Genomic DNA, 26,390 nt, shown 5'->3' with positions numbered 1-26,390 from the left:
TTGTTTTCAAATCTGACACTCGCCTGGTTACAACGCGAGGAACAGACCAGCCAGACAGGCGCTCATCAGGTTCGCCAGCACGCCGGAGAGAATGGCGCGCATGCCGTAACGGGCGATGAAGGATTTGCGCTCCGGCACCATGGAGCCCAGACCGCCGATCAGGATCGCCATGGAGGAGATGTTGGCAAAGCCGCACAGAGCGAAGGTCACGATGGCCTTGCTCGACTCGCTCAGGGTCTGATCCTGCACCAGACCAATGAAGGCGACGAACTCGTTGACCACGATCTTGGTACCGATCAGCGCGCCAGCGGCCTGCGCCTGATCCCAAGGCACACCGATCAGCCAGGAGACGGGAGCAAACAGCCAGCCCAGAATGACCTGGAAGCTCAGATCCAGCCCCACCAGACCGCCAGCCCAACCGAGCAGGCCGTTCAGCATGGCGATCACGCCGACGAAGGCCAGCAGGGTGGCACCGACCGCCACCGCGATATTGAGGCCGGACATGGCACCATCGGCCGCCGCTTCGATCACGTTGGTGGCACGGGGGATCACCACATCCTGATGGTGATCGACCTCGCCTGCACTCGGCGGCACCAGGATCTTGGCCATCGCCAGACCGGCAGGGGCCGACATGAAGGCGGCGGCGATCAGGTATTTCAGCTCAACCCCAAGGCTGGCATAGCCCACCAGAGTACCACCGGCGACGGAGGCGAGACCACAGCTCATCACCGCGAAGAACTGGGAGTCAGACATCTTGGAGAGGTAGGGTTTGACCACCAGCGGCGCTTCCACCATGCCGACGAAGATGTTGGCGGTGGCGGAGAGACTCTCGGCACGGCCGGTACCCAGCAGCTTCTGCAAGCCACCACCCAGCAGGGCGATCACCCGCGGCATGATGCCGATGTGGTAGAGGATGGCGATCACCGCAGAGAAGAAGATGATGACCGGCAATACGTTGAAGGCAAAGATGAAGCCCAGCTTGAACTTGGCCAGATCACCGAACAGGAAGGCGATCCCCTCCTGACCATAACCGATCACGCTACTGACGCTTTCGCTGACCCCGTTAAGCACGTGCTGACCGGCAGGCAACCAGAGCACCAGACCGGCAAAGATGACTTGCAGGCAGAGGGCGAGGCCAACTGTTCGCAGCGGGATACGACGACGATTATCAGAACAGATCACGGCAAGCGCCAGGATACTCAGGATGCCGAGCAGGGCAATCATAGGGACTCCATCAGGTGGGGCAAAAGATGGGCGCGGATTCTGCGCCTCTCACCCCATCACTGCAAGTCCGCTTGGTTACAGGCTTGTTGGAAAAAACGTTTGCACGATATCGGTTGCGCCAACTGGCTGATTTGGCTCAATTTTAGTTTCATGCGAAAGCCAGAGTTTTTATATGGAAACGATTATTCCTCCGTGCCGGACAATTTCCCCCCGAGCCAGGGTGCCAACCGCTGCTCCCAATAGGGTTCAGCGCCAAAGCGAGCCTTGAGGAAATCGATGAACAGCCGGATCTTGGGATCCAGGTGTTCGCGCCGGGCATAAACGGCATGCAGCGCCATCTGCTGGTTCGGCCGCCACCCGGGCAGCAACGGGATCAGCTTGCCGCTCTGTAACTCCTTGTCCAGCAGGTAGTTGGCGATATAGGCGATGCCCAGACCGGCCAGCGCCGCATCGCGCACCGCTTCCGCCATATCCACCCGATAGTTGCCCGCCACCTGTACCGTCTGGCGCTCCTTGCCCTGGCGAAACGACCACTGGTGATAGCGGCGTTCGCGGCTCTGGTAGGTGATGCAGTTGTGCTGGGCCAGATCCTTGGGATGGAGCGGGGTGCCGTGACTCAGCAGGTAATCCGGCGAGGCCGCCACCACGAAGCCGATGTCGGCCAGCCGTTGGCCTACCAGCCCTTCGGGCTTGTCCTCATAGGTGGTGAGCCAGAGATCCAGCCCCTCATCCACCAGATTGGTTCTGTGATCGAACAGCGAGACCTCCAGCTCCAGCTCGGGATAGCAGTCCTGAAACCCCTTGAGGTGAGGCAGAACGTGGAGGCGGCCGAATGATTGACCCACCCCAAGATGGAGCACGCCGCTCACCTTGCCGCGCCGCTCGGCGATCATCGAGTCCGCCTCGTGCGCCACCGCCACCAATGCATGGCAGTGACGGGCATACTCCTGACCCAGCTCGGTCAGGACGAAGCGGCGAGTGGTGCGCTGCACCAGCTGAGCACCGAGGGTGGTCTCCAGCAGTGCCAGCTGCTTGCTGATATGGGATTTGGAGACCCCGAGACGACGGGCGGCGGCAGAGATCCCCTGCTCGCGCACCAGCGCATCGAAGATCACCATTTGAGGGAGACGTTGCAGCACAAAATAACCAGATTGAGTGGCGGGAGCCCATTATTCCAGAGCCGCCCGCCAAGGGGTAGGGTCAGAGCCCCAGCGCCCGGGTGATCTGCAGTTTGAGGGGATCGTCAGCCGGATTCTGGTTGGCGCCGTAGCTGGCGATCAGCTTGCCATCGCGCCCCACCAGATACTTGTGGAAGTTCCAGTTCGGCTCATCGCCGTCAGCGGCCGCCGCCAGCCCCTTGAACAGCGGCACCGCATCGGAGCCACTCACCGCCACCCGATTGAACATGGGGAAGGTCACCCCATAGTCGCGACGGCACACCTCGGCGGTCTTGGTCTCGTTGCCCGCCTCCTGCCAGAAGTCGTTGGAGGGGAAGCCCAGAATAATCAGCCCTTTATCCTTGTAGCTCTGGTAGAGCTTCTCCAGATCGCGGAACTGACCGCTGTAGCCGCAATAGGAGGCGGTATTGACCACCAGTACCACCTTGCCCTCGGTCAGCTGACAGAGGTTGTGGCGCTGGGCATTGTTGAGCTCCCGCATCTCCACATTGAAATAATCGGGGCACGCCGCAGAGGCCGCACCTGCCCCCAATAACAGCAACAGAGTGAACCATTTCATCGCCAAGACTCCTTTTGTTTTGTCCATCATACGCGGTTACCAGAGCCGCAGTTCACTCTCAATGCAGGGGAATGCCGGTCAGCCAGCCGTGGCCCCAGAAAACCAGTAATGCGGTAGCCACCAAGCCAGCCACGACGCTGATGCCGGTGCCGGTCCAGTTAGCCGCCGGACGGGGATATCGCTGCCAGTCCCGCACCGAAATCCAGATGATGCTCACCAGCGCCCACAAGCCGATGCCGCCAAACAGCACCAGCGATCGCGCCTCGCTATTGACCAGCAGATGGGCCACCGCCCACAGCAGGGTGCCGAGCAGTTGGGGATGCACCAGCCAACGGCGCAGATGGTTGGGCCCCTGACCGGAAAAGAAGAGGATCAGCGCGAAAGGCATCATCACCGTCATGGTCATCGGCCCCCACTCGGGCAGGAAGTAGAGCGGCAACGAACTGGCACTGCGCCAGCCCGCGATGATGCAGGCGATGGCGACAAACACCAGCAGGGAGAAGAGCCCCTTGTAGCGATTCTCACCCAGCCGCTCGCGCACCCGCGCCCGATGGGCCACGGCAAAACAGGGGTAGAGATGGATCAGGGTAAACAGCGCAACCCCCAGAGTCAGCAGGAACATGAGTCTCTCCTTGTACTTGGTACGACCACTATGCCGCAAAGGGAGAGGTGCGCCTATAGAAAGCAGTGGCACGACGGCAAGCCAGCAGAGGGAGGAAGATAAAAAAGCCGACCTCGATGGGTCGGCGAAAAGTGCTAAGGGCAACCGGATTTCTCATCAAATGAGAATGGCCCCTCACGGGCCAAGGGATGGCCGCCGCCCGAATATCGGGCGGCAACCAAATCAGATCAACGGGGCAGCCGATAGAGCGCGGCCACGTTGCGCGCGGTCAGCTCGATATTGGTGCTGGCGGTGGCCAGTGCTTCCGGCAGGGACATGGCGCGGTTGACCACTGCGAATACCGCATCCAGTCCATGCTCGTGTACCACACCGCAGTCGTCGGTCAGACAACCGGAGATACCGATCACCGGCTTGCCGAACTGCTTGGCGCAACGTGCGACACCGATTGGCGTCTTGCCGTGAATGGTCTGGCTGTCGATACGACCTTCGCCGGTGATGACCAGATCCGCATCGGCCACTTCATCGGCCAGCTTCAAGGCTTCGATCACAATCTGGATACCGGGCTTGAGCTCGGCACCGAGCAGGCCGACCAGCGCGGCGCCCATGCCACCGGCGGCGCCCGCCCCCGGAATATCCTTCACCTGTTTGCCGAGCGCCTGTTCGATGCAGTCGGCGTAACGGGCAAGGTAGCCATCAAGCTGCGCCACCATTTCGGGGGTCGCCCCCTTCTGCGGGCCAAACACCGCGGAGGCCCCTTTCGGGCCGCACAGCGGGTTATCCACATCGCACGCAACCTCGATAACCAGATCGCTCAAGCGCGGATCCAGGCCACTCAGGTCGATGGTCGCCAGCTCGGCCAAACCAGCACCACCCAGCGCAATAGAAGTGCCATCCGCTTTGAGCAACTTGCCACCGAGCGCCTGGATCATGCCGGCACCGCCGTCATTGGTAGCGCTGCCGCCGATACCGAGGATCAGGTGCTTCACCCCCATCTCCAGCGCAGCCAGAATCAGCTCGCCGGTGCCGAAGCTGGAGGTGAGCAGCGGATTGCGCTGCTCGGGCGCCACCAGATGGATGCCGGAAGCGGCGGCCATCTCGATGACGGCGCGCTCGCCATCTCCCAGCAGGCCGACGAAGCCCTGCACCTTGTTGCCAAGGGGCGCTGTCACTTCGACCGGCAGAATGTGACCACCGGTGGCATCCACCAGTGACTGCACTGTGCCTTCGCCGCCATCGGCCATCGGCAATTTGATATAGGTGGCATCCGGCAACACCTGTTTAAAACCGGCCTCGATGGCATCAGCCACCGCCATGGCGCTCAGACTCTCCTTGAATGAATCGGGGGCAATAACAATTTTCATATCAATTCCTTAGGCGAGGCCAAACACGCCAAACATCAGGGTGGAGACAGTTGCAATGGTCAGACCGACCGCAGTTTCGTAAGGGATGAGCTTGAGGCGCTCACCCACGCCCATGTGGACACTGCCACCGGTAGCGTGGAAGAAAGAGCCGTGGGGCATATGGTCAAACACGGTGGCACCGGCATGGATCATCGCCGCCCCGGCCAGACTGCTGATCCCCAGTTCAATCAGGGTGGAGCTGAATACGTTGGAGGCCACCACGGTACCGGCTGTGGTCGAGGCGGTCGCCAGTGACATCATGGCACCGGAGATGGGCGCCAGCAGGTAGGAGGGCAGACCGGAGGCGGTCAGACCGCTGATCAGTACATCTTTCAGGCCGGAGTTGGCGATGATGCCCGCCAGAGTGCCGGTACCCAGCAGCATGATGGCGACCGGCGCCATGCGAGCAAGACCCGCGACCGCAAACTGGTTCACCTTGCTGAACTTGCCCATCATCAGGGCACCGACCAGACCGCCGAGGGGCAGTGCAATCAGCGGGTCCACCACGATACCGGCGACCGGACGCAGGGCCAGCAGCAGGATGGCGACCAGCGGTGCACTGATGGCAGCGGCAAAGCCCGGCAACTTGGCACCGTCAAAGCTCACCACCTCGTCGGCGGCAACCTTGCTGCCCTTGTTGTTCAGACGCTTGGCCAGCCAGTAGGCCATCACCAGACCGAACAGACCCGGAATGATACCCGCCGCCATCACCGAGGTGAGGGGCAGATGGAAGGCGTCAGCCGCGGCAATGGCGTTGGGATTGGGGGACATCACGTTGCCCGCCTTGCCGCCGCCGATCATCGCCAGCAGGATGGCCGCCTTGGAGAGGTCGGCACGGCGGGCAATGGCCAGCGCAATGGGGGCGACAGTGATGACGGCCACGTCCACGAACACGCCGACTGCAGTCAGGATCAGGGTCGCCAGCGCCAGCGCCAACAGGGCACGGGTTTCACCCAGCTTCTTGACGATGGTCTCGGCGATGGTGGTGGCGGCGCCAGATTCGATCAGTACGCCAGCCAACACACCGGCCGCCAGGATCCGCATCACCGCCGTGGTGATCCCTTGGGCGCCACCGATCATCAGGGCAACGGTCTGGGTCAGATCGGCACCGCCAATCAGGCCACCGGCCAGGGCACCCACGATCATGCCGTAAGCCGGCGGAACCTTCTTCAGAATAAGGAAGATGGCGATGGAGAGCGCAGCGATGGCGCCAAGCGCGGTAACTGGGATCATGACGGGCACCTTGGATAGATAGAGTGCTCGCCATTATGGGGATGCCAAGAGATAAATCTTTAGACGAAACGACAAATAACAGGCAGTGAAAATCAGGTTAATTGTAAAAAATCACAATCACATACTCAGATTAAGCCCCAGATAAAGCTGAAATTTGTCGTCTAACTTGTTGAAATTCAACCCGGTTATCTGCTCGATCCGGCCCAGCCGATAACGCAGGGTATTGGGGTGGATAAACAGCGCCTCGGCACAGCGATGCAGATCACAATCCTGCAAGAAATAGTGGCGCAGGGTCTTCTGCAAAGCGCCTTTGGAGTCCTCCTTGGCAAGCCTCAGCAAGGGGGTACGCAACTGATCCGCCTGCCAGGAGTCCATCAGACTCCCCAGCAGCACCGGCAAACGGTAATCCTCAAAGAAGTAGACCTGCTTGCGCGGCGCCTGCCGCATGCCACGGCGCAAGGTATCCCGCGCCGTCTGGTAAGAGCGCGTCAACCCGTCGATGCCAGCGAAGTAATCGCCCACCGCGATATGCACCTTGAAGTGGGGAATCCGCGCCAACAGCTGTTTGATCCGGTTACGTTCCTGATCCGATTGCCAGACACCGTCACAGAGCTGGGCCGGTTTGAGCACCACTATCTCGTCGAGACCATGGATAGCCACTAAATTGTCCCGCTCCGGGTTTTCCAGCTGATGAACCAGCTCTCTTAACCGGGCGGGATCCGCCTCCTCCAGCGCCAGCACGGCCACCACCCGAGGCTGGGCCAGATCCAGCCCGAGAAAACGGGCCGCCTGTTGCAGCTGATCGACCCGCCCCTCGCCACGGATCAGCTGCAGCACCAGCTCCTCCTTGTGGCGCTTGTCCCACTGCAGCTGTTCGGTGAGTGCCGCCTGCTCCAGGATCAGTTCTGCCGTCATCCGCACCAGTTCAGCGTAAGCACGAACTTCCTCCGGATCGCCGGAGATACCGATCACCCCGAGCAGTTCTCCCTGATAGGAGATGGGCAGATTGATACCGGGCCGCACCCCCTTGAGCTGCAGGGCGGTCGCCTCGCTGATCTCCACCACCCGGTTCTCGGTCAATGCCAGCACGGCCCCTTCGTGGCGCTGATGGATCCGCTCCGGATTACCAGAAGCGATAATGAGGCCGCTCTCGTCCATCACGTTGACCGAAAACGACAGGATCTTCATCGCCCGACTGACTATCTGATGGGCAAGGCTCTCATTTAGCTGCATAACATCTCCGGACAATAGGCGGTTCAGACGGTGCTGCCTGGCACCAACCCGCAGCAGATGGGCGCAAAGATGCCACATCATCAAGACAAGCGAGAGGGGGATCGCTAGAATAGGCCACTTTACCCGATGTGTGCCCCGCCATGGAGCAGGAATTGCGTGCTTGCACCCGCCTGTCCGTGATGGCCCATCCCTCCGATATGGACTGCGCTATGGATTATGAGTTTCGCCGCGACCCGTTTGGTGGCTATCGCGCCCGGTTCTCCATGGGCCATGAAGCCATCGGTCAGTGGCTGATCGACGAAGTTGGCAAGGATGAAGAGAAGCTCGACGAGCTATTCTCCATCATTGACCAGCTATCCAACCGCACCCGGGTCGAATACCGGCTCAATGGTGGTGATTACTCCCTGCTACTGACCCATGAAGAGGCGGAGGTGAAAGCCAACGCCCTCAATATCGAGCTGGATGAGGATCTTGACGATCTCGCCTACTACGATGATGAACAGCTGGCCATGTGCGGGCTGGAAGATTTTGCCCAGGTGCTCGGCTCCTGGCGCGCCTTTATCCGTAACGAGGATATGGGCTGATTAACCCAATGTCGGGCAAACTTGCCCTTTTGCCTAACCCAACAGGATTAACTATGTCTATTTACGATTTTGATGACGAACTGCCAGAAGACGAAGAACAGGAATCTACCCAGAAAGCGGCCGTGCCTGCCAAGAAGAAAGGCAAGCAAGTGATGAACACTCAGGTTAACTTGAGCCCGCGCGATGCCAGCCGTTTGAATGGTATCCATATTGAAGCGATCGCCACGCTGGACGACGTCAGCCTGCCGAAGAACGTCATCTTCAAAGCAGGCCTGATCGCCCTGGGTGAGCTGAAAGCCGACAAACGTGCCGATATCATCGCCCGCGTGATCGCTGAATCCGGTCGCTAATCCCCCGGGAAAACCGACTGGCCGGCGTATCGCCCATTGCGGCGATACGAAACGCCGAAAAAATCAAAGCCGGAGCCACTGCTCCGGCTTTGTTGTATCTGTCATCCCCTTCAGTACTTACTGTTGCTCACAGCGAAGCAAGCGGGGCTGCGCCCAGGGCACCAGCTTGTCGTAATAACCGCTGGCACGAGCCGCCGCCAGTGCTTCGTTGAACCGCTCGATCAGCTCGATCCCGCCAGGCATCTGACGCGAAACCAGCAGATAGAAGGTATCACTCTGGCGAAAATAGGGTAACGACTGCAGGTGATGGGGATCGCCAAAGACCGCCATGCTGGCATCTGCCGTGACGGCATCGTTCATCGGCATCAGGTCAACCCGCTTGAGTTCGAGCATGCGCAAGCACTGCGCCAGCGTTTTGGGGCGAGTGAGCTGCAAAGAGAAACTGGCGATCACCTCATCCGCGTGGCTGGTACTCCAGCCGGCGGGAATACAAACCCGTAACCCCTGCCACTTGCCATCAAGCACAGCCTCGCTGCCCCGATAGGTAAACCAGGAGAGGTGATCAATATGGATGGGGGCACTGTAGTAGAAGAGTTTTGCCCGTGCCCGCGTCCAGGCGTAGGGGTAGGTGGCGGATGCCAAGCCGTTGCGAGTCAGCTCGTAACCACGGTTCCAGGGCAGATAATCCACTTTAACCTCGTCATACCCCGCCTCACGCAGCAGGGTCGTCACCAGCCGGGTACTCTGGCCGCCATCCGCCAGCGCAGCGCCGGTATAGGGTGAAAAATCTCCGGTCACCAGCGACAACGGAGCACCGGACACCCATCCACACCAACAACAGAACAACCACCCATAGCGCTTCATCACCACCCCCTTCTTACTCTGTTACTGAGTATAGGAGAGCGGCTTGGAAAACCCGGTCGAGTTGCCTTGCGGACGATGCCCCTGCTAAGGTGCAGCCCTTTCACTACAGAGGTGTTTCGATGTTACCCCTACCCGATACCCTGATCTGGGGCGCACTGGCGCTGGGCACCCTGCTCTGTCTGGCACGACAACGGCTGCCCGGTTTCCTGCTGCTGGCGGTAGCCCTGCTACTGGCGCTCTGGCTGGATCGCATCACCACTGCCGCCCTGTCGGTGTCGCTGGCAGCCTTGTTGCTGGCATGGCGTCTGCCGTCATTGTCCGGCTATGGCCGAACCCTGGCATGGGGAGCCCTGCTGGCATGGGCGGTAGCGCTGACCCTGCACCTGGTTCCCGGTTTCAATAATCTCAAGGTGCTGGATCAGGCGCTGGCGGGCCCCGCCAGCGTGCCGTTCAACATGTACCTGAACCTCGACAAACCGCTGCTCTTCTTCGGCTTGCTGCTGGCCTGCCCGACCCTGCTCGGCAAAGGAGGTGCCATCCGTTGGCGGCCGCTGGCCATGTTGCTGCTGCCGCTGGGGGCCCTGCTGGTGATCGCCTGGCAGTTGGGGGCATTGCGACCGGAAGTGGGACTGCCCCACTGGTGGTGGCTGTTCGCCCTGAACAACCTGCTGTTCACCTGTGTGGCGGAAGAGGCGCTGTTTCGTGGCGCGATCCAGCAGAGGCTGGCAGAACGCTACCGCCCCTGGATGGCCATTGTCGTGGCCGCCATGCTGTTCGGCGCCATCCACCTGCCCGGCGGCCCACTGCTGGCGCTGTTTGCAACCCTGGCTGGCTGCTGCTATGGCCTGGCATTCCAGCTAAGCGGGCGGCTCTCGGTGGCAATCCTGATCCACTTCGCCTTCAACTTCGCCCATCTGGCGCTCTTTACCTACCCGCTGGCACGTACATGACCCTCAGCCGCGTGGCGTCTTGCCTTTGAACGCCTTGACGCTGCGCTTGGCCTGAGTACGACGATTGGCCTGCTTGTCACGGGCCGGGCGCTTTCCCTCGCCGCTGGCGGGCTGGTCGGTCACCGGGAATCCGGCCAGATCGCCCAGCGGCAGCTCGCGGCCGGTCAAGGTCCGAATAGCCGTCAGGATCTCGCTCTCGCCATGGCAAACCAGCGAGATAGCCAGCCCCTCGCGGCCAGCCCGGGCGGTACGGCCAATACGGTGCACATAGACGGGGGCGCTGGCGGGCAAGTCCAGATTGATCACCACCGGCAGCGCCTCCACATGGATGCCACGCGCCATCAGATCGGTAGCCACCAGCACCCGCACCCGACCCTCCTTGAAATCGGCGAGCGCCTGCTCGCGCACCACCTGATCCTTCTCGCCATGAAGGGACGCTACCGCAATGCCGGCTTTAGCCAGCTTCTTAGCCACCCCATCGGCGTCATCCCGCGCACTGATAAAAACCAGCACCTGCGGCCACTCTTGCTCCTTGAGCAAACTGATCAGCGCCGGTACCTTGCTGCTCTTGTTGACCAAAAAGAGCTGCTCTTCAATCTCGTTCACCACGCTGTTGAGCGGATTGGCCTCGATGCGGATGGGCTCGCGCAACAGGCCGTTGGCCAGCGTCTCCAGTTCGACAGGCAAAGTGGCCGAGAAGAGCAGGGTCTGGCGATCCGCCGGAATAAAGCCGAGCAGCGCCTTGATATCGGGTGCAAAGCCCATCTCCAGCAGGCGATCCGCCTCATCCAGCACCAGCAGTTGCAGACCATCCAAGCCCAGCAGTTGCTGAGTCAGCAGATCCCGCAGCCGCCCCGGCGTTGCCACCAGCAGCTGTGGCCCGTGCGCCAGCTCGGCCTGTTGCCGCTCCTGCGCAACGCCCCCACACAGCGTCACTATGCGCAGTCCAAGCGCCTCGGCCCCCTCTGTTAGCGCGGCAGTGACCTGAATCGCCAACTCGCGGGTCGGCACCAGAATCAACCCCTGAACCTGGCTGGAGGCAGGATCCAGCCGTTGCAGCAGCGGTAAACCAAACGCCAGGGTCTTGCCGCTGCCGGTCTGGGCCAGTGCCAGCAGATCCTGCCCCGCCAGTGCCGCCGGAATGGCCAACTGCTGGATGCGGGTCGGGCTGTGCAAGGTGGCTGGCAAAGAGGCCAGCAGAGCGGGATGGAGGGCAAGTTCACTAAAGGTCATGGCGCTACGTCAACAAAGAAGTGGGAGGCGAAGTCTAGTGAGCGGGGGCCGAGAAGTAAAACCCTATCCATGATGGCCCGACCGAGGGGAGCTGGCGGCAGGCTGACTACACTTGAGCTGACTCATTGGACAAAGAGACAAGCCATGACCAGACATATCCCCCTCCTGTTGCTCGTGGCCGTCCTGCTCGGCAGCACCACCCTCGGTCTGTCACAGACCCCGGAGAACGACGCCGCCCCAACTCCGCCCAAACCGCTGCGCATCCTCAATGCTCACCTTGGGGAGCTGCCGGGGCTTATCAACGCCGACAAGACCGGCCCCTTCGTCGATCTGGTGCACGCCATCGACGATCTCTACCCCGATGTGACCATCAAGATCACCATCTACCCCATAGCCCGCGCCATGGCAGGGGTGATTGCCGGCAAGGCTGACTTGGGGCTGCCCGCCATCCGCAACCTCAAGGAGGTCGATATGCTGGCTTATCGTTTCAGTACCCGCAGTTTTGGCAAGGTTGCCCATGTGATTTACAGCAACACCACCCATCCGGTCAGCACAGATATGGCCTACGGCATAGTGCCCACCAAACGGGATCTGCTGATCGAGGCAGTTCCCGACTATATGCCCTTCCCGGTGCAGCGCTCGATGAGTATCGAGCAGTCACTGCGCAAGCTCTCACGCGGCCGTATCGACGCCTTTGTCTGGGCGCAAGAAGAGGCCGACCTGATGCTCAAGCAGCTGGGGCTGACCAATATCAGGCGAGAGTTTTTCGGGGATTTCGAAGATGTCTTCATCATCCAGAAAGGGGCTGATGGTGATGAGATGGACGAATTTCTTCGCCAAGCCATCGATCAGCTGGCCGCCACCGGCAAACTGGCCGAGATCTACCAGAAGATCCACCGCCCCTATGTGGAGTGGCAACCATCCCCGCCCGCCAAGGCTGAACCGGCGACCACCCCGCCCGCAACGCCCTGAACAGGCCATTCCCGCATAAAAAAATCCCGCCAGGGCAGAAACCCTGGCGGGATTTTTCATTTAGCGTAGCGGGAGCTTACAGCGCAGCGAGAGCTGCGGCGTAGTTCGGCTCGTCGGCCACTTCGGCGACCAGCTCGCTGTGCAGTACCTTGTTATCACCATCCAGTACCACGATGGCGCGAGCAGTCAGCCCTACCAGCGGGCCGGAAGAGAAAGCAACACCGTAATCTTCGATGAAGGCAGCGCCACGCAGGGTGGAGAGGGTCACCACCTTGTCCAGACCTTCGGCGCCGCAGAAGCGGGACTGGGCGAACGGCAGATCGGCGGAGATGCACAGCACTACTGTGTTCTCCAGCGCGCTGGCCTGCTCGTTGAACTTGCGCACAGAGGTAGCACAGGTCGGGGTATCGACGCTCGGGAAGATGTTCAGGATTTTGCGCTGACCGGCAAAGCTTGCCAGGGTCAGGTCGGAGAGATCCTTGGCTACCAGCGAGAAGGGCTTGGCTTGCTCACCGGCTACCGGGAAGTGACCAGCGACGGAGACCGGGTTGCCTTGCAGAGTGACTGAGTTGCTCATGTTTTATGTCCTTTTTTATTGGTGTAGTAAAAATCAGGCCTCCAGTATAAGCGTGGCCAGCGCTTACAAACACCCGCCAACCTCAGGGATATACGTGGTAAACGCCCGCTCTCCAGTCGAAACGTCAACACCATAAAAGGGTGTTGACCTTGGATATAACACCAAGGTTTAGACTCCCTCTCAGTAATCAAGGATCTCGCAGGGGCGGGATCCATCAAGAGGGACTCATCATGAGCAAATCCTGCTGCTCCACCCAGCATGCCGCCGCCCCCATCAAGGCCGTCAGCAAGGCGGTATCCGGCCAGAGTGAACATCACCACGATAGCCACTGCTGCGACAACACCACGCCCGTCAGTGGCAGCTCAGCCACGACGCCTCATGAGCACTCATCCCGTGACGGCAATGAATCTCCCGGGGATGAAGAGCCACCCCGAGGAAATTGTCACGATCAGCCGTGCTGCAGTGCGTCCATATCGCCAGCTCATAAACATGCACATGAACATCAGCACGATATGCCACCTGCCGATCCGCTGGTTACGCCTGCGCAAGGCAACAGCCGCCATAGCTGGCAGGTGATGGGAATGGATTGCCCCAGCTGTGCCCGCAAGATCGAGACCGCCGTCAGCCGGGTAAGCGGTGTGCAGCAGGCGCGCGTGCTGTTTGCCACCGAGAAGCTGGTGGTAGATCTGGCCCCCGGCCTCTCCCCCGATCCCGTCACCGCCGCCGTGCTGGCCGCCGGTTTCCAGCTCAAAGGGGAAAGCGCTGGCAAGCAGGCCGCTGGCCGCGAGAAAGCTTCACAGCCGACCCTGCTGGGCAATCTGTTTGGCAAGGTGCTCGGCAACTTTTTCGGCAAATATTGGCAGCCCCTGTCACTGGCCAGCCTGATGCTGGTCGCCGCTCTGCTGCCGAGCGAGCTTGGTCAGCCGCTGTTTACTCTGGCGACCCTGTGGGGTCTGTGGCCCATCTCCCGCAAGGCGTGGGCACTGACCAAAAGCGGCTCCCCCTTCGCCATCGAGACCCTGATGACGGTCGCCGCCGTGGGCGCCCTGTTCCTCGGTGAAACCGCCGAAGCAGCCATGGTGCTGCTGCTCTTTATGCTGGGGGAACATCTGGAGGCCTACGCCGCCGGACGCGCCCGGGCCGGGGTGACCGCCCTGATGGCGCTGGTGCCTGACAAGGCGCTGCGGATCCGCACCACTGCCGAGGGCGAGGTGCGGGAAGAGGTAGCCGCCGATCAGCTGCGTCCCGGCGATGTCATCGAAATCGCCCCGGGTGCCCGCCTGCCCGCCGACGCCCGCCTGCTCGATGCACTTGGCGCGTTTGACGAGAGCGCCCTGACCGGTGAATCCATTCCGGTGGAGCGTCGCCTAGGTGACAAGGTGCCGGCCGGTAGTCTGGCGGCCGATCGGGTGCTGCGTCTTGAGGTGGTCTCCGAGCCCGGCAACAACGCCATCGACCGCATCCTGCACCTCATTGAGGAAGCTGAGAGCCAGCGCGCCCCCATCGAGCGCTTTATCGACCGCTTCAGCCGCTGGTATACCCCGGCCATGATGCTGATCGCCCTGCTGGTCGTCATCATCCCGCCGCTCGCCTTCGGCCAGAGCTGGGACGAGTGGATCTATCGCGGACTGGCGCTGCTGCTGATCGGCTGCCCCTGCGCGCTGGTCATCTCCACCCCGGCAGCGGTCACCTCGGCGCTGGCCGCCGCCACCCGTCAGGGGGCGCTGATCAAGGGTGGTGCCGCACTGGAGCGACTGGCCCATATCGATACTGTCGCCTTTGACAAGACCGGCACCCTGACCCTGGGCAAGCCGCAGCTGACCGAGCTGGTCAGCCTCAATGGCCAGCCGGAGGCCGAGCTGCTGGCACTGGCGGCTGCCATTGAGCAGGGTTCCCACCACCCGCTGGCCCGCGCCGTGGTCGCCAAAGCGAGCGAACAGGGACTCTCGCTGGCAGACGCCCGCGACCTGCGCGCCCTGCCGGGCATGGGCGTTGAGGGGCGCATCAACGGCGAGCTGTGGCAACTGCTGGCACCGAGCCGGGTAGCAACCCTGAAGGCGGAACAGCAGACCCGGATTGGTACGCTGGAGCAGCAGGGCAAGACCGTCGTGGTGCTCTGCCAGAGCAGCGGCGACCAGCCGCTGCCGGTCGCCCTGCTGGCGCTGCGGGATCAGATCCGGCCGGAGGCGGCGGCTGCGCTGCAAGAACTCCATCAGCTCGGGCTCAACAGCATAATGTTGACCGGGGATAACCCCCGCGCCGCCGAGGCGATCGCCACCGAGCTGGGCATGGGCTGGCGCGCCGGTCTGCTGCCGGAGAACAAGGTAGAAGAGATCGCCAAGCTGGCCAGCACTCGGAAGGTTGCCATGATCGGCGATGGCATCAACGATGCCCCCGCCATGAAGCGGGCCAGTATCGGCATCGCCATGGGGGGCGGCACCGATGTGGCGCTGGAGACTGCCGATGCGGCGCTGACCCACAACCAGCTCGGTGGCATCGCGGCGATGATCCGGCTGTCGCGGGCAGCACTGGCCAATATTCACCAGAATATTGCGCTGGCACTGGGGCTGAAGGCCATCTTCCTGGTCACCAGCCTGCTCGGCATCACCGGCCTGTGGATTGCGGTGCTGGCAGATACCGGCGCCACCGCGCTGGTGACCGCCAACGCCTTGCGACTGCTGCGCAAGCGCTAAGCCAGCCGATAGCATCCTGGCCAAAAGCCGTCCCCAACCGGGACGGCTTTTCTCTTGCTCTCCTCCTGACACCTGCAAAGAAAAAGCGCGCCTGCCGGTCGGCAGTCGCGCTTTGCTTACTCTCTCGGAGTTATCCCACCCTTGGCGAGGTGGAATTCAACCCGGGGACGCCGAGCCATCCCCGGACTCAATGGGTTTGCCTATGGCGTTGCATCCGCCACGCTGACGCTCAGGGTCGGCTTCTCCTTGTTCATGGCGGTAAAGACAAACTTGTAGTTGCCCGCCTTGCTCAAGGTCATGCCGACATCACTCCCCCCTTTACACAGGGTAAGAGGGACTGAAACGGTCAACAGGTCGCCCGGCGCACACTTGCCGTAGTTGGCGATATTCCAGCTGGCATCAGCGATCTTCAGCGTCGTCTCGCCCAGCTGCCCCTCGGCAACCGGAGTGGTCTGCTCGTACATATAGTTGCCGCTGAACGCCATCTGATTGACTGGATCCCACTGGCCAAGGAAACCGCGAATAAAGATCCCGGTCGTGCCAAACGGTGGCAGCGTACTCAGGTCGGTCTTCTTGCTGACCGGCAGGCCCGCGCCCTGCGCGCCAGACTGCGGCTTGACGAACACCGCGGCAGACCAGGCACCCAGTGTCAGCTGGCCGTTGTTATAGGCAGCGCCGCTGGCGATGCTGTCGACTGCGCGATGCTTGCTGCTTAGCACCATACCGCTCAGATCGATGGGCTGACCGTTACCGTCAAGGAAGTCACCGATGCTCTGGCTCTGGTTACTGGCGTTGATCATCACCACCAGACCGTCGATGGCAGGATCCAGATCCGCCCCCGCCTTGACGCCATCATCCACCGTCATGACGATGAGGCCCGGTACCTGATCCGGCCCGGTATTGCGAAAATCAACCCGCTTGATCACCTCGGCACCGCTGCCAAGACGCAACAGCCGGGAGGAGTTGCGCAGCTCCGCCAGCTCCTGATAGAAGCTCACCATCTGCGCCATCTCGGCTCCGCTCGGCTTGACGTGCTGGCCCAGCACCTGCTCGATCAGCGGATAGTTGTCGCCATCCTTGTCCTTGCGCGGCAGCCCCTTGTCGAAGTTGTTATCAGTCAGGGTGTAATCGACCTTGTTGTACCAGTCGCCCGAGTCATAGCTGTCCCGCTCCATGGATTTGGAACGCAGCAGCTCGACACCGGCGTGGGTAAACGGAATGCCCTGCCCCAGCATGGCAGTCGCCAGCGATACCCCCTGCATCCGCACCAGATCGGCACCGGCAGGCGCCTTGTAGATCAGGTTGTCGAACAGGGTCTGGTTGTCGTGCTTGTCGACATAGTTCTGCACTTCCACCGGATCCTGGGCATAACCGGCAGGCTGACCGTTGTAGTCGATCTCGGCCCCCTTCTTCGGCATGCCATCCTTATCGGTCAGCACGAACTCCTTGAGGTTGCCCGCCATGCCGAGCCGCACCAGGTCGGACTGGTGCAAGGCTGTTGCCAGCTCCACCTTGCTCATTTCGTTAGGATCAACAAGGGCGCCGTTGCCAAAACCCTGGGTTTCACGAATGGCATCTTTACTATCAAACGGACTGCCGCCACGCACCGCATCCCGCAGCCGGTCAGAGAAGGAGCCGATGCCGGTACCTGCCAGATGTTTCTGGGTCGCCTGCACGAAACGCTTGTCATCCTGCACCTCGCCGAAGTTCCACCCCTCGCCGTAGAAGTACATCTCGGGATTGACCTTCTTCACCGCGGCCAGCGCCTGCACCATCTGATCTTTCGGATGGTGGCCCATCAGGTCGAAGCGGAAGGCGTCGATCTTGTAGTCGCGGGCCCAGGTCACCAGCGAATCATCCATCAGCTTGGCGAACATGGCGTGTTCCGGCGCCGTGTTGGAGCAGCAGGTGGAGTTCTCCACCGAGCCGGTCTCCGGATTGAGGCGCTGATAGTACCAGGGCACTATCTTGTCGAGCACCGACTTGGGCCCCAATCCGGATTCGTTGGTGTGGTTGTAGACCACGTCCATCACCACGTTCATGCCGATGTTCTGCTTGATGGCCTTGACCATCTCGCGGAACTCCAGAATCCGTTTGGTGCCCTCGGCGTTGGTGGCGTAGGAGCCTTCCGGCGTGGTGTAGTGGTAGGGGTCATAACCCCAGTTGAAGGAGTCGACGCCGCGCAGGTAGCCAGAGAGCTCCTGCACCTGCGGATTCTCCTTGCTGTCGCCCCCTTGCAGGTCGGCCAGCACATCGCCCACGGTCTGACCGCTACCGCAGTAAGTGCCAAATTTGGATGTTTTCACATCCGGATTGACCTGACAGAGTTTGCTGAACTCATCGCCGAGATTGGCCACCTTGGCCGGATCCTCGTTGACGGTGGCGATATCGAACACCGGCAGCAGGTGCAGGTGGCTGACGCCGCTTTTTGCCAGGGCTTTCAGATGGTTGACCGGCACAGAGTCGGGCTGGGTCAGGCCGACAAACTTACCGCGTTTTTCTTCATCGGTGGAGGCGTCGTTACCGGTCAGGTCACGGACATGGGCCTCATAGATGGTGATGTCGGCAGGGTTCTGCTGGCTGTGGGGCGCCTTGAGGCTATCCCACCCTTCCGGTTTCAGGGAAGGATCGTCGAGATCCACCACCTGACTGAACTCGGAATTCATCGCCAGACTCAGGGAGTAGGGATCGGTCACCTCGTAGCGCTCCACCTTGCGGCTTAGCGGGTGGTAGACCTCCATGTCGTAGCGGTAGAACTGGCCGACCAGCTCGCTGCCCCCTTCGTAACTCCAGCTGCCGCTGGCGCTGTCGAAGGTCATGGCTACCTCGCCACTCTTCTGGTGGCTGGCGTTGTAGAGAGCCAGCTTGACCGACTTGGCGGTCGGCGCCCAGAGCCGGAAGGTCACCCGGTTGCCCTCCACCACTGCGCCATAGCCAAGCTTGGTCGCCTCGGGGGCATAGAGCGCATCGAGGGCACCGGCGCTCTGCACCAGGGTTGCCCCCTGCAGGATGCCGTCAGCATCGGTACCGATAGCCACCAGTTCCCCCTTGAGCAGGGGCTTGAGATCTTTACCGGCGGGCAGAGCAAAAGCGGCCGCATCCTTGAGGTGCGGATATTTGGCCTGCTGCTCGGCATTGAGGCTGGTCGCCGTCAGAGTGATATAGGGGAAGTCGAACACCCCATCAGCATTGGCCTTGATGGTGCCCGAATCGGTGTAATAGAGACGAACGTGGGGCTTGTCCTTGCCCCCTTGCCAAATCAGGGTATTGCCATCGATCAGATGGGCGCTGGCACCCGCCACGCCGAAGGCGGCGGTGAAGGCCTCGGCACGGCTGCCGAAAACCTCGCTCTTTCCCGCAACAATGGCGACGGTGCGATCCGGATGATCCTGGAAGATCACCTTCATGTTGCCACCAGTCAGGTTGGCCAGATCGCCGTTACGGGCAATGAAGTTGATGCACCCTTCCAGCTTGGCCAGCGGCACCACCCAGGCCGGACCAAAGCTGTCGGCGGAGGCTGGCGTCTTGCTCTTGTCATCCCACCCGGTATTCAGGCCGCTATCGGCCGTTGCGTTGCATGCCTCATCGTTCCAGAGATGGAGACTGTGGCTGTCAAAGGGCGTTTTGGCCGCTTTGGCTACCGACTGGGTATCCACCAACGCGATGACCACCTGATTGTCGCCAGCGACCAGCAACTCTTTGGGGGGATCCATCTTGGGCAGACGGGCAACAGGCCCATCGGTGACTTCAGGGGTAGGCGGTGTAGGGGGGATGGGTTTCACACCGGAGGCATCAGAGCCGTTGTCATTACAGCCAGACAAAAGCGCGAGCAGTGAGGCTGTTACCAGCGCCACTTTGGTCTTTTTCATATCCATGATTTTTATAATTCCCGCTGTAGTTAGTCTCGATAATCGAGCACCCGGTCATTGCCAGGCTGTGCCATATTAATCAGCGAAAATCGATTCAAACGTGAGCAGCACGGCAAAAAAAAGCAACCAGATTCAACAAGATAACGTTTTCAGGTTGAAACTTAGATCCGGCTCACAGACCTCACGGCCATTTGGCCTCATATCTGGAAAACGGCAGTCACAGGGTCAGAAACGCAATGTCTGATCAAGTGGATAGACAAGGAGCAAACAATGAAACGGATTGAAGAACAAGCCAGGCGGCTGGATGAGGAGTATCAGGCGATCGGGCAGCTGTTCGATCAGTTTTGCCAACAAGCCGGGGCGCTGGCCGAGCAGTATCACTTCTTCAACTGGCCCGATTATGAAGACTCGCCCCCGCTGAGCCGCGCCTTCACCCTGCTGGGGGAACCCCGCGAGCTGCGGCTGCGCTGCCAGCCCGGTGAGCGTTCCGCCCTCAATGGCCTGATCCAGGTGATAGGGGCAGATGGCACCACAGATGCCAGCCTCGGGTTTCGCGCCGATGGTCAGCTGCTGCTGGAATCCGGCAAGCTGCTGGACAACCCACCCGGACTGCTGCTCAAGCTGCTACTCGGCGCTGTGTGGCAACACAAGCCCCAGGATGAGAGCACCGGGCAACCGCACTGACATCAGAGAACCAACGGCACTGAAACCAAGGGGGCCAACGGCCCCCGCTATTTATCCTATTCGCTGGCGATCTCGATGGTCACATGCACCAGCTCTTCATGGATCGCCAACCGTTCGCGGATCTGCTGTGCCGGTAGCGGATTGACCATCAGCAAAGAGAGCACGCAGGCATACTGCTGCTGCCCCACCCGCCAGACGTGCAGATCGCGGATATCGGTACCCGGCAGCTCGGCGATGACCTCACGGATCTCCGCCACCAGCGGGGTATCCATCTCGGCATCCAGCAGCACCCGGCCGGAGTCCCGCAACAGACCCCAGGCCCATACCGCTACCAGTCCGGCACCCACTATACCCATCAGCGGGTCGAGCCAGTCAGCCCCCCACAGCATGCCTCCCACCAGCGCCAGAATCGCCAGCACGGAAGTGGCCGCATCCGCCAGCACGTGGATATAGGCGGCGCGCAGGTTGAGATCCTGATGACCGTGGTGATCGTCATGGTCATGATGATGATCGTGGTCGTGATGATCATCATGGTGGTCATGTCCATGGCCGTGGTGGTGATGGCCATGATCATCCTTGAGCAGCCAGGCGCAGGCGAGGTTCACCAGCAGCCCCACCAGCGCGATGGCGATCGCCTGTTGATAGTGGATCGGGCTGGGATCGAGCAACCTGAACACCGACTCGAACAGCATCAACCCGGCCACCCCCACCAGCAACAGGGCGCTGGTGAAGCCACCCAGCACCTCGATCTTCCAGGTGCCGAAGCTGAATCTGTGGTCGCGAGCAAAGTGGCGGGCGGCGCGATAGGCCAGCACCGAGAGACCGAGCGCCAGCGCGTGGGAGCTCATGTGCCAGCCATCGGCCAACAGCGCCATGGAGTTGTAGAACCAGCCGCCACCGATCTCCGCCACCATCATGATGACGGTCAGCAACACGGCCCAGCGGGTCTTCTGTTCGGCCAGCGGATTGCCCTCGTGGATGACGGGTTGATGGCAGTGGGATTGAGCGAGGGATGACATGGATTTCTCCTGAGAGCGATGATGCAATATACTATACCCCAGTATAGTTTTATTGATCGAGAGGATCCGCCATGTCCCACACCATTCACGACAAAAAGAAGCTGCTGGCACGGGTGCGCCGCATCAAGGGACAGGCCGGTGCGCTGGAGAGCGCACTGGAGCAGGAGAGCGACTGCGCCGCCATTTTGCAGCAGATCGCCGCCATCCGCGGCGCCGTCAACGGCCTGATGCTGGAGGTGCTGGAGGGGCATATGCGCGAGCACCTCGGCGCCGCCGATGCCACCCCTGCCGAGCGGCTGGAGGATCTGGATCAGGTGGTCAGCGTCCTGCGATCCTATTTGAAGTAGCGCAATGCAAAGACGCCCGGCAGCAAGCCGGGCGTCTCGTCAATCAAACTCCCCGTAGGGGGTCAGGGGCAGCGGTGGCATATCGAGATCCCCCCGCCACGGCTTGAAGGTGTAGCGCAAAAACAGGGTGGCATGACTGGGGGCATAGTCATCCGCCTGCTGGATATCGATCCGACCGCCGATGCGCCAGTGATCCGTCAGCCGGTGCTCGACCAGCGCGTTGACGGTATAGCCCATGCCACGGCTGCTGCCACCGGCCACGGTGGCATCCTGATCCGGCAAACCATCCGGCAACAGACCGGGCAGAGGATAGCGGCGACTTGCGTTGCTGTGAGAGCGAGACCAGGCGAGCGTCCCGCCCAGATCCCATGACCAGTCGCCACTGCGTTGACTGAATCGCACTGGCACACCGAACGAGAGATAGCGCTCGGGACTGTAATATCCGCCGCGCCCCAGGGTATAACCGCTCAAATCCTGTTCATGGTGCCAAGCCATGACCCGCCCCCCGATGGTTACCCGTCGGTTGGCCTCGTTGATCAGCTTGTAATAACTGCCCCCCATCAGGCGGGTACGCCAGTTATCCGGCACATTCTCGCCTGTCAGCAGGTGCTGTTGCAGGCTGCCCCAGTGACCCAGTGCGCCACCCTGATCATGACTCAGGTTGAGGCGCACGCCGTTGGCCCGAATGCCCCCCCAGCGGATGCCGGTCGCAGGATCCACCGCCCCGCCATAGGAGAGCAGCGAGCTGTTCAGCGGTCGCCGTGACAGGGTGGCGCGCCAGCCAATCTCATGCCACTTGCCGCGCACCGTGGCGCCGCCGACCCAATCCACCACCTCGAACCCCAGCGGTGTGGTGCCGAGATCCGCCTGCCACTGCTCCCCCTTCCAACCAACCGCCAAGGTGTGCCCCGTCGCCTGCTGTGACTCGTTGCCCCAACACTCGCGAGTAGTACAAGTGCCAAAACTGGCGCGGTAAGGAGAGTCAGGGAAAGATCCGGCATCCATCGCCACCCGTTCGATACGGCCAAACAGAGCACCACCGGCCAACGGGGTATCCAGCTGTAACATCTGGGTCAGGGCCTGCAGATCCGAGGTTCCCTCCGATCCCTTGCTCCCCCAATAGTCACTGTCAAACGACACAGTGGTTTGGCTCTGTCGATAGTGGCGGTCAAGATCACGGCGCACGCTGCCGACCAGCCAGTCATCCTGATCCCGACTGAGCGCCCGGGCAGTCAGTGCCGCATCATCCAGCGGCTCAGCGGGTGCCAACCCTGCGGCGGTGAGCGCCTTGCGATCCAGCGCCAGCGCACCCTGCGTATCACCAGTGGCAAAACGCTGGCGAGCTGCATCGCGCCAGAACAGCGCACTCCCCTGGGAAGGGGCGCCAGCGGCCACCGTGGGGGCATAGGCGGTGAAGATGTCGCGGGCGACCCCGGGCTCACCCAACTGCTGATAGAGATTGGCGACCCGGCGGTAATGGTTGAAATCATCACCTACCACAGCGCTTGGCGACCAGACAGGCAGCCAGTGACGGCTCCCTGCCCTGTCTCCCTGCGCTAGCGCCAGTTCCGCCATGCCAAGGCGTGCCCCCTGATGATCCTCGTCGTTGCTCAGGATCCCCCGATAGTAGTGCCCGGCCTGCGACCAGTCACCGCGACCGGCAGCCCAGCCAGCCAGTGTCAGCGCCACCGAATCATCCGGCAGCAGAGGGATCAGCAGACGCTCGGCCGCCGCCACCTCCCCCTTGTCATGGCGTGCTCCGGCCTCTGCCATCAGCTCCCGCCTTGCCAAGCGGCTATCAAGTTGTGCCATCTGGCTGCTCCTGCGCTGGGGGGGCACCTCGGCCAGGATCCTGCGGGCGCGGGATAGCGCACCCTGCCCGGAGAGATAGAGCGCAGTGGCGTAGCGCAACTCACTATCTTGTGGATTGGCTGCCAGCGCACTCTGCAACAACACGCTGGCGGCCGTGGTATCGTTGGCCGCCGCCATGGCGACAGCGGTGCGATAACGCCGCCACGGATCCTCCGGTGTCAATGCCAGCGCGAGATGGCGTTTATTCAATGCCTGCGCCCGATAGCCAGATTGCTCCAGCGCCGCAGCATCCCGCTCCAGCAGATCAGCCCTGAGACGATCCCCCTGTTTTTGCAATGCCGCTGACCCCCCCGAGGAGAGCAGCGCCAGCGCCCGCTCAGGATCCTGCTCCCGATAGAACTCAAACAGCCGTAGCCGTGCCCGTTCATTCTGGGGGGCGATATTCAGAGCCCGCAGATAAGCCTGCTCGGCGGCACCGTGCTGGTGACGTGCCAATTCGCAATCCCCCAGCCCCAACCAGGCTTCCGGCCTGCTGCCATTCAGCCCGATCACTTGCCGATAGAGCGTGGCAGCCTGCTCCCACTGCTGGCTGGCCTGCGCCTGTTTTGCCCGATCGAGGATCAGCCAGTAACGATTGTTCTCCCACTGCCGTTCCCAGCGACCTCGCTGGGGGAGATCGGGATGGCGTAGCAACCGCTCAAACAGGCGGTTGGCCTGCTCACGCTGATGCTGGCGGGCATAGGCCACCCCGAGTACCCCCATCACTTCGGGATCATCCGGGTAGCTTGTTTGCAGCCGCTGCAACTCGGCCAGGGTGGCGCGCTTGTCTGCCGCCCGCGCCAGAATGGCCTGACGCTGACGAAATGCAGGAGAGGCCCAGAGTTCCTCCTGCTGCGCCAGCAGGGTCTGTGCCTCGTCACTGTGGCTGTCCGCCGCAAAGGTGACGATAAACTGCTGCAAGGATGCCAGACTGGCTGAGCCAACCGGCATGCGGCGAATATCCGCCAGCCAGATCCTAGCCGCGCTGTCTCGCGTCGGATGACTGGCCGCCATCTTGTGCAGCAGGGCCATCCCCTCGTCACGATGGCCGGATGAGAGCAGGCGATGAGCCAGCGTGGCACGCAATCTGGCATGCCCCGGGTAACGCAATTCCAACTCCCGCATCATGGCCAGCGCCTCGGCACGGTGTGCCGGGATCCGGTCATTAAGCACCGCATATTCAACTGTTAGCTCCAGGTTGGGCGCCTCATCCCCGCCAAACAGGGCGCGATAGCACGCCCGGGCTCCCTCCAGATCCCCTTCGTTGGCCAATTGGCGAGCCTGCTGTAGCCGGGCTCTCGACGCCGGCTCATTGATCCGCAGGTTGCGCATGCCCAGCCGGTAGAGGGAGGAGTCGGGGGCCAGCTTGCCAAGTCGTTTCAGCAGCGCCTCCGCCTCCTCCAGCTTGCCGCTGGCAAGGGCAAACCTGGCCTGGGCGGCCAGCAACTCGGGATGTTGCGGCGCAATCAGGGAGAGCGAATAGAGTGAGTTGCCGAGCAGATCTTCGTTATGGGTCACTTCCCCCAGCCGGATCTGGGACAACAGCCACTCAACCGGCTCGACCACCGCCATCGCCGGCACGCTGCCCAGCAGGCTGGCCAGCAGCCAGATCAGGGTCAACGGACGCGTTGGCATTCATCACTCCAGCGCGGCAACAGGGTGCCATCGGCTGCGAAACGGAAGCGCCCCTGTGCCCAGCCATGACCAAACAGAGTCAGCACACTGGCGTAATAGCCATCGCCCTGAATAAGGGACTGCTGCGGCAGTTGCGCCGCCAGCGGCAACCCGCTGGCCAGTGGCAGCAGTGCAGCAGCAAAGCCATGATCGCCCCGGCTCAGCACCTCGCCGGTCAGGGTATCCACCCGTTCCGGTACACCCTGCCCAGTCAGCGTCGTCGGCATGGGCTTGACGTGACTCACCTGCGCCGCTATGGCCGGGTCATCCTCGCGTGACGCCTCGCCGGTCGGGGTATCCATCTGTTCCGCTACGCCCGGCTCAGTCAGCGCCGCCAGCATGGGGTTGCGGTGACTCACCAGCGCCTCTCTGGCCGGGTCATCCTCATGCAACACCTCGCCGGTCTGGGGATCTACCGGTTCCGGTACGCCCGGTTCAGTGAGCGCCGCCAGCATGGGGTGGAAATGTCGCACCAGTGCCTCTTTGGCCGGGTCATCCTCGCTCAGCATGCCGAGCCAGAGGTAGACCCGGATCCCGTCATAACTGCCCACGCTGCCTTTCCCTTCGGTCACCTGCCAGCCAGACGCCTGCTGCCAGTCGATCCAGTCAGGGGCAAAACCACGGGGCGCGGTGGCGGTCAGCAGCGCAGGCAACAGGGTGCGCATCTCCTGCCACGGCCCCTGCATGGAAGCAAAACGGGCCAGCAACTGGGGCGGCAGGTAGCTCGGGTTGAGGGTCCAGCGCCCCTCCCCGCTAAAGCCGCGGGGAGCAGGCAACAGCACAGGGCCAAGGCCCGGCAGCCGGGCCACCTCTTCACGGGCGATGCGACGCAGCAGCATGGTACCGATGGATTGATAGCTGTGGTTTTGCCAAAGCCGCCCTGCCTCCAGCAGGCTGTAGGCAATCCAGAGATCCGAATCGGCGGCGCTGTTGTCATCGAGCACGCCGAGGCTGCCATCACTACGCGTCCCCCACTGCCAGGCTGGCAGAAAACCGGTCAGATCCCCTCTGGCGAGCTGCACTTCGGTCCACTGCAACAGGCGTTCGAAGGTCTCCCGATCGTCGTTGACCAGCGCAAAGAACAGGCCGTAGCTCTGCCCCTCCGACGTGGTGATGCGGCGGCCATCGGCAGGATCAATGACCCGCCCCTCCTCGCTGATGTAGTGATCCTTGAACTGCTCCCATTCGGGCCAGTCACAGCCCGCCCGGGCAGGCTGCAGCGAACAGGCCAACAACAGCAGGCAACCCCAGATACGCAACGCGCTTCTCATCTC

At 61.8% G+C, this 26,390-nt stretch carries 21 protein-coding genes; 7 read left to right on the top strand and 14 right to left on the bottom strand.

Going from position 1 to position 26,390, the window contains the following annotated elements:
* Positions 1-27 precede the first annotated feature (27 nt).
* The 7 genes from BN1135_RS19845 to BN1135_RS19815 form a co-directional block, all read right to left on the bottom strand.
* Positions 28-1,224, bottom strand: coding sequence for a NupC/NupG family nucleoside CNT transporter (locus tag BN1135_RS19845; protein WP_042024204.1), 1,197 nt, complete (start codon positions 1,222-1,224; stop codon positions 28-30).
* A gap of 182 nt (positions 1,225-1,406) precedes the next feature.
* Positions 1,407-2,342, bottom strand: a complete 936-nt coding sequence (locus tag BN1135_RS19840) for a LysR family transcriptional regulator (protein WP_042024202.1) — start codon at positions 2,340-2,342, stop codon at positions 1,407-1,409.
* Positions 2,343-2,424: 82 nt separating this feature from the next.
* On the bottom strand, positions 2,425-2,961 hold the full coding sequence (locus BN1135_RS19835; RefSeq protein WP_042024200.1) for a glutathione peroxidase: 537 nt from the start codon (positions 2,959-2,961) through the stop codon (positions 2,425-2,427).
* A 58-nt stretch (positions 2,962-3,019) separates the two neighbouring features.
* Positions 3,020-3,583: an NnrU family protein gene (locus BN1135_RS19830; RefSeq protein ID WP_042024198.1), complete on the bottom strand. Its 564-nt coding sequence runs from the start codon at positions 3,581-3,583 to the stop codon at positions 3,020-3,022.
* A 227-nt stretch (positions 3,584-3,810) separates the two neighbouring features.
* Complete coding sequence (locus BN1135_RS19825; protein ID WP_042024196.1) at positions 3,811-4,944, bottom strand: glycerate kinase; 1,134 nt, start codon at positions 4,942-4,944, stop codon at positions 3,811-3,813.
* Positions 4,945-4,953: 9 nt separating this feature from the next.
* Positions 4,954-6,216 carry a GntP family permease gene (locus tag BN1135_RS19820; RefSeq protein ID WP_042024193.1) on the bottom strand — a complete coding sequence of 421 codons (1,263 nt, stop codon included), beginning with the start codon at positions 6,214-6,216 and terminating at the stop codon, positions 4,954-4,956.
* A 117-nt stretch (positions 6,217-6,333) separates the two neighbouring features.
* Positions 6,334-7,449, bottom strand: a complete 1,116-nt coding sequence (locus BN1135_RS19815) for a sugar diacid recognition domain-containing protein (RefSeq protein WP_042024191.1) — start codon at positions 7,447-7,449, stop codon at positions 6,334-6,336.
* 209 nt (positions 7,450-7,658) lie between these two features.
* Between BN1135_RS19815 and BN1135_RS19810 the strand changes: the two genes are divergently transcribed.
* Positions 7,659-8,033 carry a YacL family protein gene (locus BN1135_RS19810; RefSeq protein ID WP_042024453.1) on the top strand — a complete coding sequence of 125 codons (375 nt, stop codon included), beginning with the start codon at positions 7,659-7,661 and terminating at the stop codon, positions 8,031-8,033.
* Between the two features lie 53 nt (positions 8,034-8,086).
* Complete coding sequence (locus tag BN1135_RS19805; protein WP_042024188.1) at positions 8,087-8,383, top strand: hypothetical protein; 297 nt, start codon at positions 8,087-8,089, stop codon at positions 8,381-8,383.
* Positions 8,384-8,500: 117 nt separating this feature from the next.
* Here the strand turns inward: BN1135_RS19805 and BN1135_RS19800 are convergent, their stop codons facing one another.
* Positions 8,501-9,205 carry a substrate-binding periplasmic protein gene (locus BN1135_RS19800; protein WP_223290169.1) on the bottom strand — a complete coding sequence of 235 codons (705 nt, stop codon included), beginning with the start codon at positions 9,203-9,205 and terminating at the stop codon, positions 8,501-8,503.
* Positions 9,206-9,366: 161 nt separating this feature from the next.
* Between BN1135_RS19800 and BN1135_RS19795 the strand changes: the two genes are divergently transcribed.
* A complete protein-coding gene (locus tag BN1135_RS19795) occupies positions 9,367-10,197 on the top strand; it encodes a CPBP family intramembrane glutamic endopeptidase (protein ID WP_042024185.1) in 831 nt (276 codons plus the stop codon).
* Between the two features lie 3 nt (positions 10,198-10,200).
* Here the strand turns inward: BN1135_RS19795 and BN1135_RS19790 are convergent, their stop codons facing one another.
* Entirely contained in the window at positions 10,201-11,430 is a 1,230-nt protein-coding gene (locus BN1135_RS19790) for a DEAD/DEAH box helicase (protein ID WP_042024183.1), read from the bottom strand.
* Positions 11,431-11,574: 144 nt separating this feature from the next.
* Between BN1135_RS19790 and BN1135_RS19785 the strand changes: the two genes are divergently transcribed.
* Positions 11,575-12,402: a type 2 periplasmic-binding domain-containing protein gene (locus BN1135_RS19785; protein WP_042024181.1), complete on the top strand. Its 828-nt coding sequence runs from the start codon at positions 11,575-11,577 to the stop codon at positions 12,400-12,402.
* A gap of 76 nt (positions 12,403-12,478) precedes the next feature.
* On the opposite strand, the gene tpx is transcribed toward BN1135_RS19785, so the two are convergent.
* On the bottom strand, positions 12,479-12,979 hold the full coding sequence (gene tpx / locus BN1135_RS19780; protein ID WP_042024179.1) for a thiol peroxidase: 501 nt from the start codon (positions 12,977-12,979) through the stop codon (positions 12,479-12,481).
* A gap of 230 nt (positions 12,980-13,209) precedes the next feature.
* On the opposite strand from tpx, the gene BN1135_RS19775 reads away from it, so the two are divergent.
* A complete protein-coding gene (locus BN1135_RS19775) occupies positions 13,210-15,672 on the top strand; it encodes a zinc/cadmium/mercury/lead-transporting ATPase (RefSeq protein ID WP_042024178.1) in 2,463 nt (820 codons plus the stop codon).
* A gap of 200 nt (positions 15,673-15,872) precedes the next feature.
* Here BN1135_RS19775 and pulA read toward each other — a convergent pair whose 3' ends face one another.
* Positions 15,873-19,547 carry a pullulanase-type alpha-1,6-glucosidase gene (gene pulA / locus BN1135_RS19770; protein ID WP_223290168.1) on the bottom strand — a complete coding sequence of 1,225 codons (3,675 nt, stop codon included), beginning with the start codon at positions 19,545-19,547 and terminating at the stop codon, positions 15,873-15,875.
* A 264-nt stretch (positions 19,548-19,811) separates the two neighbouring features.
* On the opposite strand from pulA, the gene BN1135_RS19765 reads away from it, so the two are divergent.
* Positions 19,812-20,225: a hypothetical protein gene (locus BN1135_RS19765; RefSeq protein WP_042024177.1), complete on the top strand. Its 414-nt coding sequence runs from the start codon at positions 19,812-19,814 to the stop codon at positions 20,223-20,225.
* Between the two features lie 56 nt (positions 20,226-20,281).
* On the opposite strand, the gene dmeF is transcribed toward BN1135_RS19765, so the two are convergent.
* Positions 20,282-21,244 carry a CDF family Co(II)/Ni(II) efflux transporter DmeF gene (gene dmeF / locus BN1135_RS19760; RefSeq protein ID WP_042024175.1) on the bottom strand — a complete coding sequence of 321 codons (963 nt, stop codon included), beginning with the start codon at positions 21,242-21,244 and terminating at the stop codon, positions 20,282-20,284.
* A gap of 71 nt (positions 21,245-21,315) precedes the next feature.
* Between dmeF and BN1135_RS19755 the strand changes: the two genes are divergently transcribed.
* Entirely contained in the window at positions 21,316-21,591 is a 276-nt protein-coding gene (locus BN1135_RS19755) for a metal/formaldehyde-sensitive transcriptional repressor (RefSeq protein WP_005348831.1), read from the top strand.
* 39 nt (positions 21,592-21,630) lie between these two features.
* Here BN1135_RS19755 and bcsC read toward each other — a convergent pair whose 3' ends face one another.
* Together bcsC and bcsZ are read right to left on the bottom strand one after the other, a co-directional pair.
* Positions 21,631-25,077, bottom strand: coding sequence for a cellulose synthase complex outer membrane protein BcsC (bcsC, locus tag BN1135_RS19750; protein WP_042024173.1), 3,447 nt, complete (start codon positions 25,075-25,077; stop codon positions 21,631-21,633).
* A complete protein-coding gene (bcsZ, locus tag BN1135_RS19745) occupies positions 25,059-26,387 on the bottom strand; it encodes a cellulose synthase complex periplasmic endoglucanase BcsZ (RefSeq protein WP_042024171.1) in 1,329 nt (442 codons plus the stop codon). The genes bcsC and bcsZ overlap by 19 nt, the downstream gene beginning before the upstream one ends.
* Between the last annotated feature and the right edge of the window lie 3 nt (positions 26,388-26,390).

It is taken from the genome of Aeromonas sobria, from assembly GCF_000820145.1.
Classification (GTDB): domain Bacteria; phylum Pseudomonadota; class Gammaproteobacteria; order Enterobacterales; family Aeromonadaceae; genus Aeromonas; species Aeromonas sobria.
This window is presented reverse-complemented; position numbering and strand designations above follow the sequence as displayed.

Excerpts from the sequence above, each read along its gene's own strand:
- BN1135_RS19845 (WP_042024204.1), bottom strand. The coding sequence starts at position 1,224 with ATGATTGCCCTGCTCGGCATCCTGAGTATCCTGGCGCTTGCCGTGATC.
- BN1135_RS19840 (WP_042024202.1), bottom strand. The coding sequence starts at position 2,342 with ATGGTGATCTTCGATGCGCTGGTGCGCGAGCAGGGGATCTCTGCCGCC.
- BN1135_RS19835 (WP_042024200.1), bottom strand. The coding sequence starts at position 2,961 with ATGAAATGGTTCACTCTGTTGCTGTTATTGGGGGCAGGTGCGGCCTCT.
- BN1135_RS19830 (WP_042024198.1), bottom strand. The coding sequence starts at position 3,583 with ATGTTCCTGCTGACTCTGGGGGTTGCGCTGTTTACCCTGATCCATCTC.
- BN1135_RS19825 (WP_042024196.1), bottom strand. The coding sequence starts at position 4,944 with ATGAAAATTGTTATTGCCCCCGATTCATTCAAGGAGAGTCTGAGCGCC.
- BN1135_RS19820 (WP_042024193.1), bottom strand. The coding sequence starts at position 6,216 with ATGATCCCAGTTACCGCGCTTGGCGCCATCGCTGCGCTCTCCATCGCC.
- BN1135_RS19815 (WP_042024191.1), bottom strand. The coding sequence starts at position 7,449 with ATGCAGCTAAATGAGAGCCTTGCCCATCAGATAGTCAGTCGGGCGATG.
- BN1135_RS19810 (WP_042024453.1), top strand. The coding sequence starts at position 7,659 with ATGGATTATGAGTTTCGCCGCGACCCGTTTGGTGGCTATCGCGCCCGG.
- BN1135_RS19805 (WP_042024188.1), top strand. The coding sequence starts at position 8,087 with ATGTCTATTTACGATTTTGATGACGAACTGCCAGAAGACGAAGAACAG.
- BN1135_RS19795 (WP_042024185.1), top strand. The coding sequence starts at position 9,367 with ATGTTACCCCTACCCGATACCCTGATCTGGGGCGCACTGGCGCTGGGC.
- BN1135_RS19790 (WP_042024183.1), bottom strand. The coding sequence starts at position 11,430 with ATGACCTTTAGTGAACTTGCCCTCCATCCCGCTCTGCTGGCCTCTTTG.
- BN1135_RS19785 (WP_042024181.1), top strand. The coding sequence starts at position 11,575 with ATGACCAGACATATCCCCCTCCTGTTGCTCGTGGCCGTCCTGCTCGGC.
- tpx (WP_042024179.1), bottom strand. The coding sequence starts at position 12,979 with ATGAGCAACTCAGTCACTCTGCAAGGCAACCCGGTCTCCGTCGCTGGT.
- BN1135_RS19775 (WP_042024178.1), top strand. The coding sequence starts at position 13,210 with ATGAGCAAATCCTGCTGCTCCACCCAGCATGCCGCCGCCCCCATCAAG.
- pulA (WP_223290168.1), bottom strand. The coding sequence starts at position 19,547 with ATGGATATGAAAAAGACCAAAGTGGCGCTGGTAACAGCCTCACTGCTC.
- BN1135_RS19765 (WP_042024177.1), top strand. The coding sequence starts at position 19,812 with ATGAAACGGATTGAAGAACAAGCCAGGCGGCTGGATGAGGAGTATCAG.
- dmeF (WP_042024175.1), bottom strand. The coding sequence starts at position 21,244 with ATGTCATCCCTCGCTCAATCCCACTGCCATCAACCCGTCATCCACGAG.
- BN1135_RS19755 (WP_005348831.1), top strand. The coding sequence starts at position 21,316 with ATGTCCCACACCATTCACGACAAAAAGAAGCTGCTGGCACGGGTGCGC.
- bcsC (WP_042024173.1), bottom strand. The coding sequence starts at position 25,077 with ATGCCAACGCGTCCGTTGACCCTGATCTGGCTGCTGGCCAGCCTGCTG.
- bcsZ (WP_042024171.1), bottom strand. The coding sequence starts at position 26,387 with ATGAGAAGCGCGTTGCGTATCTGGGGTTGCCTGCTGTTGTTGGCCTGT.